Origin of the sequence: Actinoplanes cyaneus, assembly GCF_016862095.1 — a bacterium.
Taxonomy (GTDB): Bacteria; Actinomycetota; Actinomycetes; order Mycobacteriales; family Micromonosporaceae; genus Actinoplanes; species Actinoplanes cyaneus.
In genome coordinates, this window is record NZ_BOMH01000068.1 from 1 (window position 1) to 12,966 (window position 12,966).

16 protein-coding genes are annotated in these 12,966 nt (G+C 73.2%); 10 read left to right on the forward strand and 6 right to left on the reverse strand.

Annotated features, from left to right (window positions below; translation table 11 throughout):
- Positions 1 to 368 precede the first annotated feature (368 nt).
- Positions 369 to 1,187, reverse strand: a complete 819-nt coding sequence (locus Acy02nite_RS38080; RefSeq protein WP_203752712.1) for an SDR family oxidoreductase — start codon at positions 1,185 to 1,187, stop codon at positions 369 to 371.
- The gene (locus Acy02nite_RS38085; protein ID WP_203752714.1) at positions 1,184 to 1,756 is read right to left on the reverse strand and encodes a TetR/AcrR family transcriptional regulator; all 573 of its coding nucleotides are present in this window, start codon (positions 1,754 to 1,756) and stop codon (positions 1,184 to 1,186) included. The genes Acy02nite_RS38080 and Acy02nite_RS38085 overlap by 4 nt, the downstream gene beginning before the upstream one ends.
- 52 nt (positions 1,757 to 1,808) lie before the next feature.
- Here Acy02nite_RS38085 and Acy02nite_RS38090 point away from each other — a divergent pair, with 52 nt between their 5' ends.
- Positions 1,809 to 2,666, forward strand: coding sequence for an SDR family oxidoreductase (locus tag Acy02nite_RS38090; RefSeq protein ID WP_425548185.1), 858 nt, complete (start codon positions 1,809 to 1,811; stop codon positions 2,664 to 2,666).
- A 168-nt stretch (positions 2,667 to 2,834) separates the two neighbouring features.
- On the opposite strand, the gene Acy02nite_RS38095 is transcribed toward Acy02nite_RS38090, so the two are convergent.
- Positions 2,835 to 3,371, reverse strand: a complete 537-nt coding sequence (locus Acy02nite_RS38095) for a YbhB/YbcL family Raf kinase inhibitor-like protein (protein ID WP_203752718.1) — start codon at positions 3,369 to 3,371, stop codon at positions 2,835 to 2,837.
- An 84-nt stretch (positions 3,372 to 3,455) separates the two neighbouring features.
- Here Acy02nite_RS38095 and Acy02nite_RS38100 point away from each other — a divergent pair, with 84 nt between their 5' ends.
- The 7 genes from Acy02nite_RS38100 to Acy02nite_RS38130 are packed head-to-tail and all read left to right on the forward strand — an operon-like array spanning position 3,456 to position 9,075.
- Positions 3,456 to 4,076, forward strand: coding sequence for a GntR family transcriptional regulator (locus Acy02nite_RS38100; protein ID WP_203752720.1), 621 nt, complete (start codon positions 3,456 to 3,458; stop codon positions 4,074 to 4,076).
- Positions 4,077 to 4,097: 21 nt separating this feature from the next.
- Positions 4,098 to 5,030 (forward strand): NAD-dependent epimerase/dehydratase family protein, encoded by a 933-nt coding sequence (locus Acy02nite_RS38105; protein WP_203752723.1) that lies wholly within the window; start codon positions 4,098 to 4,100, stop codon positions 5,028 to 5,030.
- The gene (locus tag Acy02nite_RS38110; protein ID WP_239175571.1) at positions 5,023 to 6,156 is read left to right on the forward strand and encodes a glycosyltransferase; all 1,134 of its coding nucleotides are present in this window, start codon (positions 5,023 to 5,025) and stop codon (positions 6,154 to 6,156) included. Before Acy02nite_RS38105 ends, Acy02nite_RS38110 begins: the two co-directional genes overlap by 8 nt.
- A gap of 12 nt (positions 6,157 to 6,168) precedes the next feature.
- On the forward strand, positions 6,169 to 6,891 hold the full coding sequence (locus tag Acy02nite_RS38115) for a hypothetical protein (RefSeq protein WP_203752726.1): 723 nt from the start codon (positions 6,169 to 6,171) through the stop codon (positions 6,889 to 6,891).
- Positions 6,888 to 7,226, forward strand: coding sequence for a hypothetical protein (locus Acy02nite_RS38120; RefSeq protein WP_203752729.1), 339 nt, complete (start codon positions 6,888 to 6,890; stop codon positions 7,224 to 7,226). Before Acy02nite_RS38115 ends, Acy02nite_RS38120 begins: the two co-directional genes overlap by 4 nt.
- Positions 7,223 to 8,314: a glycosyltransferase family 4 protein gene (locus Acy02nite_RS38125; protein ID WP_239175573.1), complete on the forward strand. Its 1,092-nt coding sequence runs from the start codon at positions 7,223 to 7,225 to the stop codon at positions 8,312 to 8,314. Before Acy02nite_RS38120 ends, Acy02nite_RS38125 begins: the two co-directional genes overlap by 4 nt.
- Positions 8,311 to 9,075: a hypothetical protein gene (locus Acy02nite_RS38130; RefSeq protein ID WP_203752732.1), complete on the forward strand. Its 765-nt coding sequence runs from the start codon at positions 8,311 to 8,313 to the stop codon at positions 9,073 to 9,075. The genes Acy02nite_RS38125 and Acy02nite_RS38130 overlap by 4 nt, the downstream gene beginning before the upstream one ends.
- Positions 9,076 to 9,300: 225 nt before the next feature.
- On the opposite strand, the gene Acy02nite_RS38135 is transcribed toward Acy02nite_RS38130, so the two are convergent.
- Positions 9,301 to 9,717 carry a DUF6069 family protein gene (locus tag Acy02nite_RS38135; protein WP_203752735.1) on the reverse strand — a complete coding sequence of 139 codons (417 nt, stop codon included), beginning with the start codon at positions 9,715 to 9,717 and terminating at the stop codon, positions 9,301 to 9,303.
- Between the two features lie 131 nt (positions 9,718 to 9,848).
- Here Acy02nite_RS38135 and Acy02nite_RS47350 point away from each other — a divergent pair, with 131 nt between their 5' ends.
- The gene (locus Acy02nite_RS47350) at positions 9,849 to 10,991 is read left to right on the forward strand and encodes a sensor histidine kinase (protein WP_203752738.1); all 1,143 of its coding nucleotides are present in this window, start codon (positions 9,849 to 9,851) and stop codon (positions 10,989 to 10,991) included.
- Positions 10,988 to 11,740 carry a response regulator gene (locus Acy02nite_RS38145; protein ID WP_425548186.1) on the forward strand — a complete coding sequence of 251 codons (753 nt, stop codon included), beginning with the start codon at positions 10,988 to 10,990 and terminating at the stop codon, positions 11,738 to 11,740. The genes Acy02nite_RS47350 and Acy02nite_RS38145 overlap by 4 nt, the downstream gene beginning before the upstream one ends.
- Positions 11,741 to 11,769: 29 nt before the next feature.
- Here the strand turns inward: Acy02nite_RS38145 and Acy02nite_RS38150 are convergent, their stop codons facing one another.
- Together Acy02nite_RS38150 and Acy02nite_RS38155 are read right to left on the reverse strand one after the other, a co-directional pair.
- Positions 11,770 to 12,528, reverse strand: a complete 759-nt coding sequence (locus tag Acy02nite_RS38150) for a hypothetical protein (protein ID WP_203752741.1) — start codon at positions 12,526 to 12,528, stop codon at positions 11,770 to 11,772.
- Between the two features lie 171 nt (positions 12,529 to 12,699).
- Positions 12,700 to 12,921: a hypothetical protein gene (locus Acy02nite_RS38155; protein ID WP_203752743.1), complete on the reverse strand. Its 222-nt coding sequence runs from the start codon at positions 12,919 to 12,921 to the stop codon at positions 12,700 to 12,702.
- Positions 12,922 to 12,966: the final 45 nt, after the last annotated feature.

Consider the following 12,966-nt stretch of genomic DNA (forward strand, 5'->3'; position numbering starts at 1 on the left):
GGATGAAAATGGCCCAGTGAACGTTCCGGGAACGGGCAGAGGCTGGCCTCACGGCGCCGCATCTTGGCTGCCGTGGACCGGAGGAACCCGATGAAGGTGGGAAGAAAGGCCGTGTTGTCGTATGTGGTCAACTACTTGCCGGCGGCCCGTAGATCGACGGTGCGCAGCTCTCCGGTGGCCGGACCAGGTGGCGGTGGCGGTGGCGGTGGCCAGACCTTCCTCACCTCCACAGCGAATTTGGCTCGGTCACCGAATCGGCGCGGCATAGGAGCGCCAAGATAACAGCTCGCGAGGACGGGGTCTTGCCTCGCCGGGTGAGCCGATGACACCACCGCTCGCCTGCGAGAGCCGAAGGTTGAATGTCGAGTTCAGGCGGCGGAACCGGTGCACAGGAACTCGCGGGCCCCGCGCAGCCTGGTGGTCAGGCGCGACTGTGTCGCTTTCGCATTCAGCCGTACGGCGATCGCCCCCGGCAGCCCGCTGTCCGCGCGCAACGCTGTGGGCAGGGCGTTCTCGTCCAGGCCGTCGCGACGGGCGATCAGGACGCCCAGTTCGTGGCGGCTCATCGCGTCCGGCCCCGCGACGTGGTGCACCCCGGGCACCCCGGCGAGCTCGAGAACGGCCGCTGCCAGGTCGGTGACGTGAACCGGGCAGCGGAGGTCGTCGGTGAACAGGGCACCTGTCCGCTTGCCGGTGGCGAGGTCGCTGACGAGGCTCTCGGTGGGCGATTCGCCGGAAGCGACGATCAACGACGTACGGACAATGGCAGCGGCCGGGACCAGCCCGCGAACCGCGACCTCGGCAGCGGCCTTGGCCGCGCCGTAGGGTGTGATCGGATCCGGCCTCGCCGACTCGTCGTATTCCGGTGCGCTCCCGGAGAAGATCGCGTCACTGGAGACGTGCACCAGCAGCGCGTTCGTCTCCGCGGCTGCCGCGGCCACGTGCATGCCGCCGTCCGCGGTCGTCGCCCAGTCCGCCTGCTGGTAGGCCGCGTTGATGATCACTTCCGGGCGCACGGCCGCGACCAGCGTGGCGACTTCGTCCCGGCGGCGGATGTCGACGCGCCGCCCACCCGGGCCGATCGGGTGGCTGTGGAAGGTCGCCGTTACCTCGTGACCGGTCCGCCGCGCCCGGCGGACGACCTCGCGGCCGAGCAGCCCGCTGCCGCCGACGACCAGAAGTCTCACCGCAGCACCGGCCGGATCAGTCGCAGCAGTTGGTCGCGCACCTGATCGGCGGGGCCGGGCGCGGCGCCGGTCATGCCCCAGGTGATCAGCGCGCCGTTGTAGGCGGCGTGGACGGCACGCGGCAGGTCCGGGTCGACACGGTCGGCGTGGATCTCCCCGGCCGCGGCGGCGGACCGGAGGACGACGGCGATCGCGGCCTCGACGGCGGTCGCATAGTCCCGCGCGACCTGCCGGAACTCCGGGATCGAGAGGTCCATCAGCAGGAACGCCAGGTGGTTGGCGAACTCCGCCGAGTCGCGCACGCTCGCGGCCATCGCGGTGAACTCGTCGATCAGCGCCGCGACGCTCGGCGCGGCGGCCAGGCGGGCGGGGACGACCTCCGCCGAGTGCCGGGCCAGGGCCAGCAGCAGCTGATCCTTCGAGCCGAACCGCTTCAGCAGCGCCGCGGCGGTCAGCCCGACCGCGGCGCCGATCTGTGCGAGGGTCACCCCGGCCGGGCCGGACGCGGCGACGGCGTTCGCGGTGGCGGCGAGGATCGCGCTGTCGGAGACGGTCCGGGGGCGTGCCATGGCAGCACGATACCGGGTCGACCGAGTTAGTGAATCGTGGTTAACTAACTCCGTGGAGAAGACACTGACAGGGAAGATCGCGCTGGTGGCCGGGGCGACCCGCGGTGCCGGGCGGGGGATCGCCGTCGAGCTGGGCGCGGCCGGCGCGGAGGTCTGGGTGACCGGGCGCAGCACCCGGGCGGCGCGCTCCGACATGGACCGGCCGGAGACGATCGAGGAGACCGCCGAGCTGGTGACCGCGGCGGGCGGGAAGGGCGTCGCGGTGGCCTGTGACCACAGCGACCCGGCACAGGTGGCAGCGCTGATCGACCGCCTCGACCGCCTCGACGTCCTGGTCAACGACATCTGGGGCGGTGACCCGCTCAGCGAGTGGGGCACGCCGTTCTGGCAGCTCGACGTCGGCAAGTTCCGGGCGATGTGGGAGCGGGCCGTGCTCACCCACCTGATCACCAGCCAGCATGCGGTGCACCTGATGATCCGAGAACGGGCCGGCCTGATCGTCGAGGTGACCGACGGGGTGGGCCGGGACTATCGGGGGAATCTCGCCTACGACCTGACCAAGACCGCGGTCAACCGGCTCGCGCTGGCGCAGGCCGAGGAGCTGCGGGAGCACGGCATCACGGCGGTCGCGGTCACGCCGGGCTTCCTGCGCTCGGAGGCGATGCTGGACCTCTTCGGCGTCACCGAGGCCGACTGGCGCGACGGCGCCGCGAAGGACCCGCACTTCCTTGCCTCGGAGACGCCGCACTTCGTCGGCCGCGCGATCGCCGCGCTGGCCGCCGACCCGTCCGTCGCCGAGCGGACCGGTCAGGTGCTTACCTCCTGGGACCTGGCCGAGGAGTACGGCATCGACGACGTCGACGGCCGCCGGCCGCACTGGGGCCGGCACTTCGCGTCAGTGCAGGTATAGGGCCGCGACGCGGCCAAGGTCCCAGCTGGCTCCCACGATGGTTTCCGGCCGTGATCACCACCGTGAGCGCCAGCCGGGGCGGTGCGCCGCGCGGTGCTGCTTGAGCCGGTGCACGCTCGCGCTGGTTGCCGATGGCCCGCCGGGTGGCGGGCCATCGGGCGGCGTCGGTCAGGCGGCCGGGATCTCGCCGGTGGCGACGATGGTGGCGCGGGCGAGGGTCTGGTTGTGGATGGTGAAGCCCAGCACCGCGGGCGTCGCGTCCGGCCCGACGCCGGCCTTGTCGGTGCTCAGGGCGTGCACGGTGATGAAGTAGCGGTGCCGGCCGTGCCCGGCGGGCGGGGCGGCGCCGATGAAGCGGGCCTGGCCGGCGTCGTTGCGCAGCTGGTAGGCGCCGTCCGGCAGGGCGGAGCCGGTGTCGTCGCCGGCGCCCTCGGGCAGGGAGGTGACGTCGGCCGGGATGTCCGCGACGGCCCAGTGCCAGAAGCCGGACTGGGTCGGCGCGTCCGGGTCGTAGACGGTGACGACGTAGCTCTTGGTGCCCTCCGGCGCGCCGGACCAGGAGAGCTGCGGCGAGACGTCCTCACCGCCGGGGACGCCGAACGCCCCCGAATACTGCGCCTTTGCCCACGCGGCGCCGTCGGCGACGGTGCTGCTGGTGACCGTGAAGGTGCCCGTCTCGGGATGACGGGCGAACGGGTCGTTCATGCGCTTGTCCTTCCAGGAACAATCTGACGTGATCGACCATAGCACCAATAATCGATTATCCAACAAATGGTCTACGATGCGTGCATGAAGCAGATGCTCTCGGAACGGGTCTACACCACGATCCGGGACGAGATCCTGTCCGGTGGCTTTGCCCCCGGGGCCGCGCTCAAACCCCAGGAGCTCGCCGGGGCGTACGGGGTGAGTCTCGCCGTCGTCCGCGAAGCCCTCGTGCGGCTGGTCGGCGACGGGCTCGCCGATCGGCTCACCAACCGTGGATTCGCCGTCCCCACCCCGTCCGACCAGCGGTGGCAGGATCTCGCGGAGGCGCGCGCCACGTTCGAGCCGGCGGTGCTGCGCCTCTCCGTCCAGCGCGGCGACCTGGAGTGGGAGTCACGGGTGCGGGCGGCGCACCACCGGCTCGCGCGGACCCCGGCGTACGAGAAAGGCGCCTGGAGCATCGCCCACCGGGAGTTCCACCGGGCTCTGCTGGACGGCTGCGGCAACGCCGTCATGCTCGAGACGTTCGACCGGTTGTGGGTCGCGAGCGAGCTGGTCCGGGTCTGGGCGACTGACCTCGCGCCCCCGCGCGACCACGCCGGTGAGCACCGCGCGCTGGAGGAGGCGGCGCTGGCCGGGGAGGTCGACCGGGCGGCGGAGCTGCTGGCGGCGCACGTGTCCTTGACCGCCGCCGGCCTGCGCGGATGACGGGCGGCTAGAGTGCCGGGGGTGCGGGTGGTGGTGACGGGCGCGGCCGGTTTCATCGGCAGCCATCTCGTGCTCGCGCTGGCCGGGGCCGGGCACGACGTGCTGGCGGTCGACGCCCCGGGGCGCAACGCCTCCGAGGCGGCCGCGGCGGAGAACCGGGCCGTGCTGTCCCGCGCCGGCGTCACCGTGACCGAATGTGATCTGGTCACCGACGATCTCGTCCCGCTCGCGGAGGCGGACGTGGTGCTGCACCTCGCGGGGCGTCCGGGGGTGCGCGCCTCGTGGGGGCCGGGCGAGGCGCTGACGTACCGGGAGAACGTGACAGCGACCGGGAGGCTGCTCACGGCATGCGCCCGGCGGCGGCCGCGATTCGTGCTGGCGTCCAGCTCCTCGGTGTACGGCGAGGCGGCCCACCCGTCGGGCGAGGACGACCGGCTGGAGCCGCGAAGTCCGTACGCCGGCTCGAAGGCCGAGGCGGAACGACTGGTCCACCGAGCCGCCGCCGAGGGGATGCCGGCCGTGGTTCTGCGGTACTTCTCCGTGTACGGGCCGAGGCAGCGACCGGACATGGCGTTCCACCGCTTCATCGAGGCCGCGCTGGCCGGCTCGCCCGCCCCGCTCTACGGCGACGGCGGCCAGCGGCGCTCGTTCACGTTTGTCGGCGACGTGGTGGACGCGACGATCCGCGCCGCGCGGCTGCCGCTGCCAGCGGGCACGGTCCTGAACGTCGGCCACCCGCGGACCGTCAGCCTGCACGAGGCGCTCGACCGGATCGGATCACTGCTCGGCACCCCGTCGCCGACCGTGCCGAAGGACGCCGCGCCCGGTGACGTCGCGTGCACCTGGGCCGGCACCGGCCGGGCTCGCGAGCTGCTCGGCTGGACCGCGAGGACCGGCCTGGACGACGGGCTGGCACGGCAGATCGCCTGGCATCGGGAGCGTGTGCGTGTCTGAGGGGCATCGCGCGGCGTACGTCGCGTTCGACCGTTTCCCGTCCGCCAAGGGCTCGGCAGTGCACATCAGGCACATGGCCGCCGAGCTGTTCGAGCGTCACGGCGGTGGGCTGCTGTGCGTCCTCGGCGGTGGCGACCTGCCCGCGTACCAGCGCGAGGGCGACGTGGAGATCGTCCGGTTCACCGACGTGGTGCCGAACCTGCTCGACCGGGCGCAGGCGTTCACGGCGTGGGTCGCCGAGCAGCTCGCGCCCCATCGGGACACTCTCGAGCTGTGCCACGTGCGCGATCCGTGGAGCGCCCTGCCGGTGACCGGCCCGATGGTCTACGAGGCGAACGGGCTGCCGTCGGTCGAGCTGCCGTACGCGTGGCCGATGGTCGCGCCCAGCACGCTGGACAAGATCCGCGAGCTGGAACAGGACTGCCTGCGGCGGGCCGCGGCGGTGGTCGTCCCGTCGTCAGTGATCGGAAAGGCCGTGATCGATCGCGGCGCGGCGCCGGACCGCGTCCATCTGATCCCCAACGGGGCGGACCCGGTGCCGGCGAGCCTGCCGCGACCGGAGGCGGCGCCCGGCCGCTATCTGATCTACGTCGGCGCGCTGCAGCCGTGGCAAGGCGTCGACGTGCTGCTCCGGGCGTTCGCGCGCCTCGCCGACCTGACCGATCTGCACCTGGTCGTGTGCTCGTCGGTGTCGCCGAACCGGGCCCGGCCGCTGCGCCGGCTCGCCGAGCGGCTCGGCCTCGGCGACCGGGTGCGGTGGCAGTACACGCTGCCGCACGAGCAGGTCGCCGCGTGGCTGGCGCACGCCGAGCTCTCGGTGGCGCCGCTGACCGCCGGCCCGCGTAACCTGGAGCAGGGCTGCAACCCGATCAAGGTCTGGGAGTCGATGGCCGCTGGGACCCCGGTCGTCGCCTCCGACCTGCCGGTGATCCGGGAGGTGCTCGGCGACGACGGCCGCTTCGTGCCGCCGGACCGCCCCGCAGAGCTGGCCCGCGCCATCCGCGTGATGCTGGAATACCCGGACGTGACGCACGAGTTCGCGGGCCGCGCCCGGCGGCGCGTGCTCACCTGGTCCGACGTCCGCCATCGGTTGGCGGCCGTTTATGACCAGGTAGAGAGCCGCTGATACGGTCCGATCATGTTCTGGCGCGAGCAGAAGGCCGCCCTCGCGGGGTTCCACCCGCTGCACCAGGCGCTGGTGCACGAGCGGGGGTTCGCCGCGACGCAACCGGCGGCGGGCTGGGCCGCGCTGGTCGACAGCCTGTACCGGCATGCCGGCCTGGTCAAACGGCGCAAATGGGCGCTGCCGGCCCGCACCCTCGACGTCGTCGTGCCACTGATCATCGAGCTCTGCTCCGACCTCGGCCCGAAAGGCACCCTCACGGTCACCGCTGACCTGCGCGGCCGCGACGTCCCCGGCAAGACCGGGCCGGAACGTCAGCTGGCGGTCCGCCCGCCGATCAAGTCGGCGACCGAGGCCTGGGCCGTCGACCCGTGGCTGCGGCTGCGCGGCGAGCTGCGCGACGGCAGCATCCTGGAGATCCTCGTCGTCGACCGGGAACGCAAGCGCAGCATCCGCAAGCGCAACCCGCGCGGCAAGATCAAGTGGAAGCGTAAGAGCAAGCTGGTGCAGACCATCAAGGTGCGCCGCCGCCTGCCGGCCGGGGTCGTGAGCCAAGTGCCCGCGACGCCGCCCCCGCCGTGGATCGGGACGTTCGTGCGCGAGGGCGAGCGCTGCAGCGTCCTGGCCGCCGCCAAGCTGACCCGGATGCCGCAGAGCGGGCAGGAACAGGTCGACCGCATCCTGTCAGTGGCCACCGAACCGTTCCGCTGGACGGCCCAGAACCGGGGGATCGCATGACGCCCTGCACTGTCACGACCGGGTTCTTCACCCTCGGCAAATGCGGGGTGATGGCGGTCGCGGGCTGCCCCGCCTGCGGGCGCGCGCTCTGCGCGAACCACGTCACCGAGGGCGGCCTGTGCCCGGAGTGCGCCGCCGCCCGCAACCAGGTCGGCCATCCCGCCGCGGCGGCCGCGTACCGGCGGCGGGCGCACCGGCACCGGACCGCCCAGGAGTACTCCGACGCGGGGTGGTACGTGGGGTTCGACTCGTACGACCGGGCGGCCTTCGACCCGGGCGCCGGCGCGGACCAGGACTACCTCGACGACGGCGCCGACGCGCTGGTGGACAGTTGACCCGGCTGCTCTGGATCACCGAGAACTATCCGCCCAGCCCGGGCGGGATGGCCACCTCGTGCGACCGGATCGTCAGCGGTCTGCGGGCCGCCGGGGTCGCGGTCGACGTGGTGCACCTGAGCCGGCGGTCGGTGGCGCGGCAGGCCCACGGGGTCCGGACGGTCCCGCTGGGGGAGGATCCCGAGCACGCGCTGCGCACGTTGTGGCTGTCGCTGTCGGCCACGATCGCTGGTTACACGCACGTCGTGGCGTTCGGCGGGACTTATCCGCTGCTGTCCGCGCCCGTCTACGCGGCGTGGGCCGGGCTGCCCCTGGTCACCCTCCTGCGCGGGAACGACTTCGACACCGGGATGTTCTCGCTGCGGCGCCAGCCCGTGGTCCTCGAAGCGCTGCGCGCCTCCGCCCACGTGTGCGTCGTCGCCGGCTCGATGGCCGCGCAGGTCTCCGCGCTCGCACCCGGGGTGCCGGTCAGCTGGGTCGCCAACAGCATCGACACCGGCGACTGGCAGATCCTGCCGTCGGAACGGGACCGGGCGGCGGCCTGGCGTGCGGGGCTCGGGCGGCGGACCCTCGGGCTGATCGGGCAACTGAAGAACAAGAAGGGGGTACGCCTGCTGCTCGACGCCCTCGTCGCCGGCGGTCACGCCGAGCGCTTCCACGTCGTGCTCGCGGGCGAGGTGGAACCCGGCATCGAGGAGTGGCTCTCCGCGCACCCGTCGGTCGCGTACACGGCGCTGCCGTTCCAGGACCGATACCAACTGCTTTCCGTGTACGCGGGGTGTGACGTGGTCGCCCTGCCCTCGTTCTACGACGGACTCCCCAACGTGGCGCTGGAAGCGGCCGCGCTCGGCATCCCGCTGCTCACCTCCGACGCCGGCGGTCTCGCCGACCTGGTCGACGAGCAGATCGGTTTCCGGTTCCCGGCCGGCGACCCGCACGGCTGCCGGGCGGCGGTGCACCGGGCCGCGCTGGCCTCGGACGACGAGCTCGCGGCACTGGGGGCAGCCGGCGCCCGGCGGGTCCGGGAACGGTTCGACCCGGCCGGCGAGACCGAGGGCTACCTGAAGGTGCTGGCCGCGACGCGGTGATCGTCTGCTACGCGCAGGGCGGCGGGCTCGGCCACCTGACCCGGATCCGCGCCTACCTGCACACCGTTCACGGCGACGAGCCGGCGACCATCGTCAGCACGTCGCCGTTCGCTGCCGATCCGCGCGTTCTCGGGCCGCATCGGCTGGTGCGCGGGCCGGTCGCTGACGTCGTACGGGACCTGCGTCCGTCGACTCTGGTCGTCGATGCCTTTCCCGGCGGCATCGACGGGGAGTTGCGGGTTCCGGGCGGGATCCGGACCGTCCTTCTCGCCCGATTGCTGCGCGGTTACGAGGCAACGCCCGTGCGGTTCGACCAGATCTGGACGGTGGAGGACCTGGGCGCGGATCAGTTGGCCGCACTGTCCGAGATCTCGGCCGACGTCGCGCCGCTCGAACTGGTCGATCCGCCCGCCCCGCCGTCGCGGGCCGCGGAGGGAACCTGGCTGATCCCGCACGCCGGTCCCGCTTCGGAGATCGCCGAGCTCATCGCGTACGCCCGTGAATGCGCGACCCTGGAGAACCGTGACCCACGGCTGCTCGTCGTATCCCCGCACCCGCCGCCCGGCGATGTCGAGCACCTCGACGTGTATCCGGTGTGGCCGCTGTTCGCCGGCGCGGAACGGGTGATCTCCGCGGCCGGCTTCAACGTGGTGCGCCAGATGCGCCGGTGGCGGGCCAAGCACCGCATGCTGCCGTTCCCGCGCCGCTGGGACGACCAGTTCACCCGCGCGGCCCGCGCCCGCCAGGAGAACAACCCCTGAGGGCCGGCCGAACTCGTGGCTGGTTCTCAGGGGTGTGACGAGAGGGCTGACACACCCTTGAGGACCAGCCGGGCTTTCCGGGCTGGTCCTCAAGGGTGTGTCACGGCGGGGAGGCACCCCTGGTGGCCAGCCGGAGCCTGGGCCCGGCGGCGCGGCGCGGCTCGGGCGGGACCGGCGCGGGCTGGCGCGGCCCGGGACGTGGCCGGCGTGGGCTGGTGCGGTCGCTCAGCGGCAGTTGCGGCGGCCCGGCAGGCCGATGATCAGGGCGGCGCCGACCGTGACGTGCATGCCGAGCAGAACCAGCTTCGTGCTGAGGCCGATGCCGCTGCCGAGCGGCCCGGCCAGCGAGATCAGCAGGACGATGACGGTGACGATCCGGTAGATCCGGACGGGTTGGCGGGTCGTCCGCTCCAGGATCGTGAGCAGGCCCCATGCGGCCAGCCCGGCGAGCAGAGCAGTGACAGCCACCGCCACCGGGCCGATGTGCTGAACCCCGGACCCCTGGCGGACGGCCAGGTCGATACCGGCCCACGGGTCGTTGACGGCCCACAGGAGCAGCGCCCCGGCGGTCCCGGCGGCGATCGTGATGAGGCGTCCGGCGGTGCGGGCCGGGACGGTGGCGGTGTTCGTCTCGTTCGTCATGCCGATGAGCTTGGCCTCCGGACCCCGTCGGGCACATCGGACCGCGGGCATCGGCGGCACCCTCCTTGGGAGGCGTGTCCTCATACTTTGGATGGTGTCGGTGCCCGGCGAAGCGCGGTTAACCTCGCCGCGTGACCGCACCGACCCGGCGTGACCTCCCCGCCGCAGCCATCGGCTCCGTTCTCGGCGCCGCTGTCGTGCTGGGTGTCAGCACGCTCGTGTCCTGGTGGGGCGGGCGGCCACTCGGCGCGCTGTTCGCGCTGGACGTGGTCGCCGGTCTGCTCAGCTGGGCGCTGGCCCCGATGGTCCTGTGGCGGCCGATGTCCACGGCGATTGTGCTCAACGTCCTGGCCGCGCTCTCCCCGGCGGCCACCCCACCGGCCACGATCGGGGCGTTGCAGGTCGCCCGCCGAAAGCCGTTCCCGGTGGCGGTGGCGGTCGCGGCCGGTGGCATCGCGGCCCATGCCGTGCAGGCGTGGTGGCGGACGAGCGGCGGCCTGCCGTACGGATGGTGGCTGGTTCTGGTCACGGTCGGCTACGGCGGGCTGCTCGGCTGGGGCGCGTGGGCACAGGCCCGGGAAGCGCTGGTCCGGTCACTGCGCGAGCGCGCCGAGCGGGCCGAGGCCGAGCAGGGCCGCCGGGTCGCCGAGGCCCGCATGATGGAGCGCCGCAAGATCGCCCGGGAGATGCACGACGTGCTGGCACACCGGTTGTCGCTGCTGGCGACGTTCGCCGGCGCGATGGAGTTCCGGCCCGACTCCCCTCCCGAGCGGATGTCCCGGGCGGCCGGCGTGGTCCGCGACGGGGTGCACCAGGCCCTGGAGGAGTTGCGCGAGGTCATCTCCCTGCTGCGGGACGACGACCCGTCGGAGATCCACCCGCAACCGGTGCTGGCGGACCTGCCCCGCCTGGTCGAGGAGTCCCGGTCGGCGGGCACCGAGGTGGACCTCGACCAGGCGGTGGACGAGCCGGGGGAGGCGCCGCCGGCGGTCGCGCGCACGGCGTACCGGGTGATCCAGGAAGGCCTGACCAACGCGCGCAAACACGCGGCCGGGGAGCGCGTCCGGGTCACTCTGCGGGGCGGGCCGGGGGTGGGGCTGGAGATCGACGTCCGTAACGCGCTCACTCCGGATCGGCCGGCGCCGCCCGGCTGGTCCGGCGGGGCTGGGCTGGTCGGCCTCACCGAGCGGGTCCAGCTGGCCGGGGGCCGGCTCGACCATCAGGAGGTCGCCGGCGAGTTCCATCTCCACGCGTCGATACCATGGCCGGCATGACGCCACCTGCTGACGTGCCGCACCCCGACTCGCCGGCTCGGGCGTCCGTCACGGGCGCCGGTGAGCCGATGCGGGCGCCCGGCCCGGATTCCGCCGGGCCGATGCGGGTGCGTGTGTTGATCGTGGACGATGACGCGCTGGTCCGTGCGGGGCTGACGATGATGCTCGACGGCGCGCCGGGGATCGCGGTGGTCGGCGAGGCAGCGGACGGTGACGAGGTGCCGGCGGCCGCTGACGCGCACGGGCCCGACGTCGTACTGATGGATCTGCGCATGCCGCGTGTCGACGGGATCACCGCGACCCGGCGTCTCCGGGCACGCCCGCGTCCGCCCGAGGTGATCGTTCTGACCACGTTCGACGCCGACGAGAACATCCTGCACGCGCTGCGTGCCGGGGCCAGCGGCTTCCTGCTCAAGGACACCCCGCCGGCCCGGATCGCCGAGGCGGTCCGGCAGGTCGCGGCCGGCGAGCCGATCCTGTCCCCGCGGATCACCCGTCGGCTGATGGACCGCGCGGCAGTGCAGGCGGGAGCGTTCGCGCAGGCCAAGGCCACTCTGGCGGCGCTGAGCCCGCGCGAGCGGGACGTCGTCGTGGCGATCGCTCAGGGGCGGTCCAACACCGAGATCGCGCGGGGGCTCGACATGACTCCGGCGACCGTGAAGACCCACGTGTCCCACATCCTGACGAAGCTGAGCCTCGACAACCGGACGCAGATCGCGCTGCTCGCCCACGACGCCGGCCTGGCCTGACCGTCATCACGCGGCCTGCTGGGCCGGGGTCAGGCGGTGCGCTGGACCCAGGCGCGGCGGGCGGGGGCGAGGCGGCGTTCGCGGGTGGGGAGGTTCTCGCGGACGGCGTCGGCCCGCCGCTCGGCGTCGGCGGCCTCCTGACGAAGACTGTCGTGCGCCGCGAAAGCCACCTGCGCGTCGTGCCAGGCGGAGCGTTCCGCCGCGGCGGCCCGCCGGTAGACGCTGTGCCGGTGCTCGTCGACCGCCGTCAGCAGCGCGAACTCCTGCTCCACCGGGTGCAGCCGCGGATCCCAGCCACGCTGCCGCGCCTCGGCCGGCAGGTCGCCGTTCGCCACCGCCCGCTCCAGCGCCCGGTGCAGGAATCGTTCACGATCGACATACTCCGCCGGGGTCCGTGGTGTGCCGGGGGCGGCGAAAACGGCCGCCGTCCGGGCCCGGGTCAGCCGCTCCCCGGCGTCCTGCCAGGCCTGCCACGCGCTCTCGGCGTGCTCCTCGGTCTGGCGCCACAGCTCCTGCCAGCGCTGCGACGACTCGTGCGCCCGCTCCGCCGCGACCCGCATCTCCTCGGCGAACCGGACGGTCTCGACGGCCTCCCGCTCGGCGCGCTCCCGCTCCTGCAGGTAGGTGCGGGCCTGGCCGAGGATCTCCAGCACGGCGAGCCGTGGATGCCGCATCGCCTCCGGACTGCCGAGCAGCAACAGCGCGGGCAGCGACACCACGATCAGAATCAGCCAGATCGCCACCGGCCGCGCCGAGTCGGCCAGCAGCACCTGCGACACCAGGTCCATGATCGAGACTCCTCAGATGATGTGGGCCGCGTCGGCGGCCGGAGTTCGGGTCGGCCGCGACGACAGCCGGGGAGTGGTCAGCGGCGATCAGCCGGGTTCATCGGCCGCGACGGCAGCCGGGATCATCGGAACCGGACGACCGGAACGGCGCGGACGCCGCCCGGAGCGCGGTTACGCGAAGAGCGCGGGGGGCGCGCGAGAGACGCCGGCCGACCGGGCGATCTGCTCGGTCAGGACCCGGTCACGCCCGATCACCGGGCGGGCAGCCGCCACGGCGGCGTCCACGAGCGAGTCGTCGAGGGACATCCGTGCGCCGCCGAACACGGCCAGCAGCACAGCGCGCAACAGGCACACGACCCGGTGCAGCATGCTGCGCGCCGAGTCGATGACCATGGTCACCAACCTACCCAGTGACGACCGTCCGAACCACACGGCACG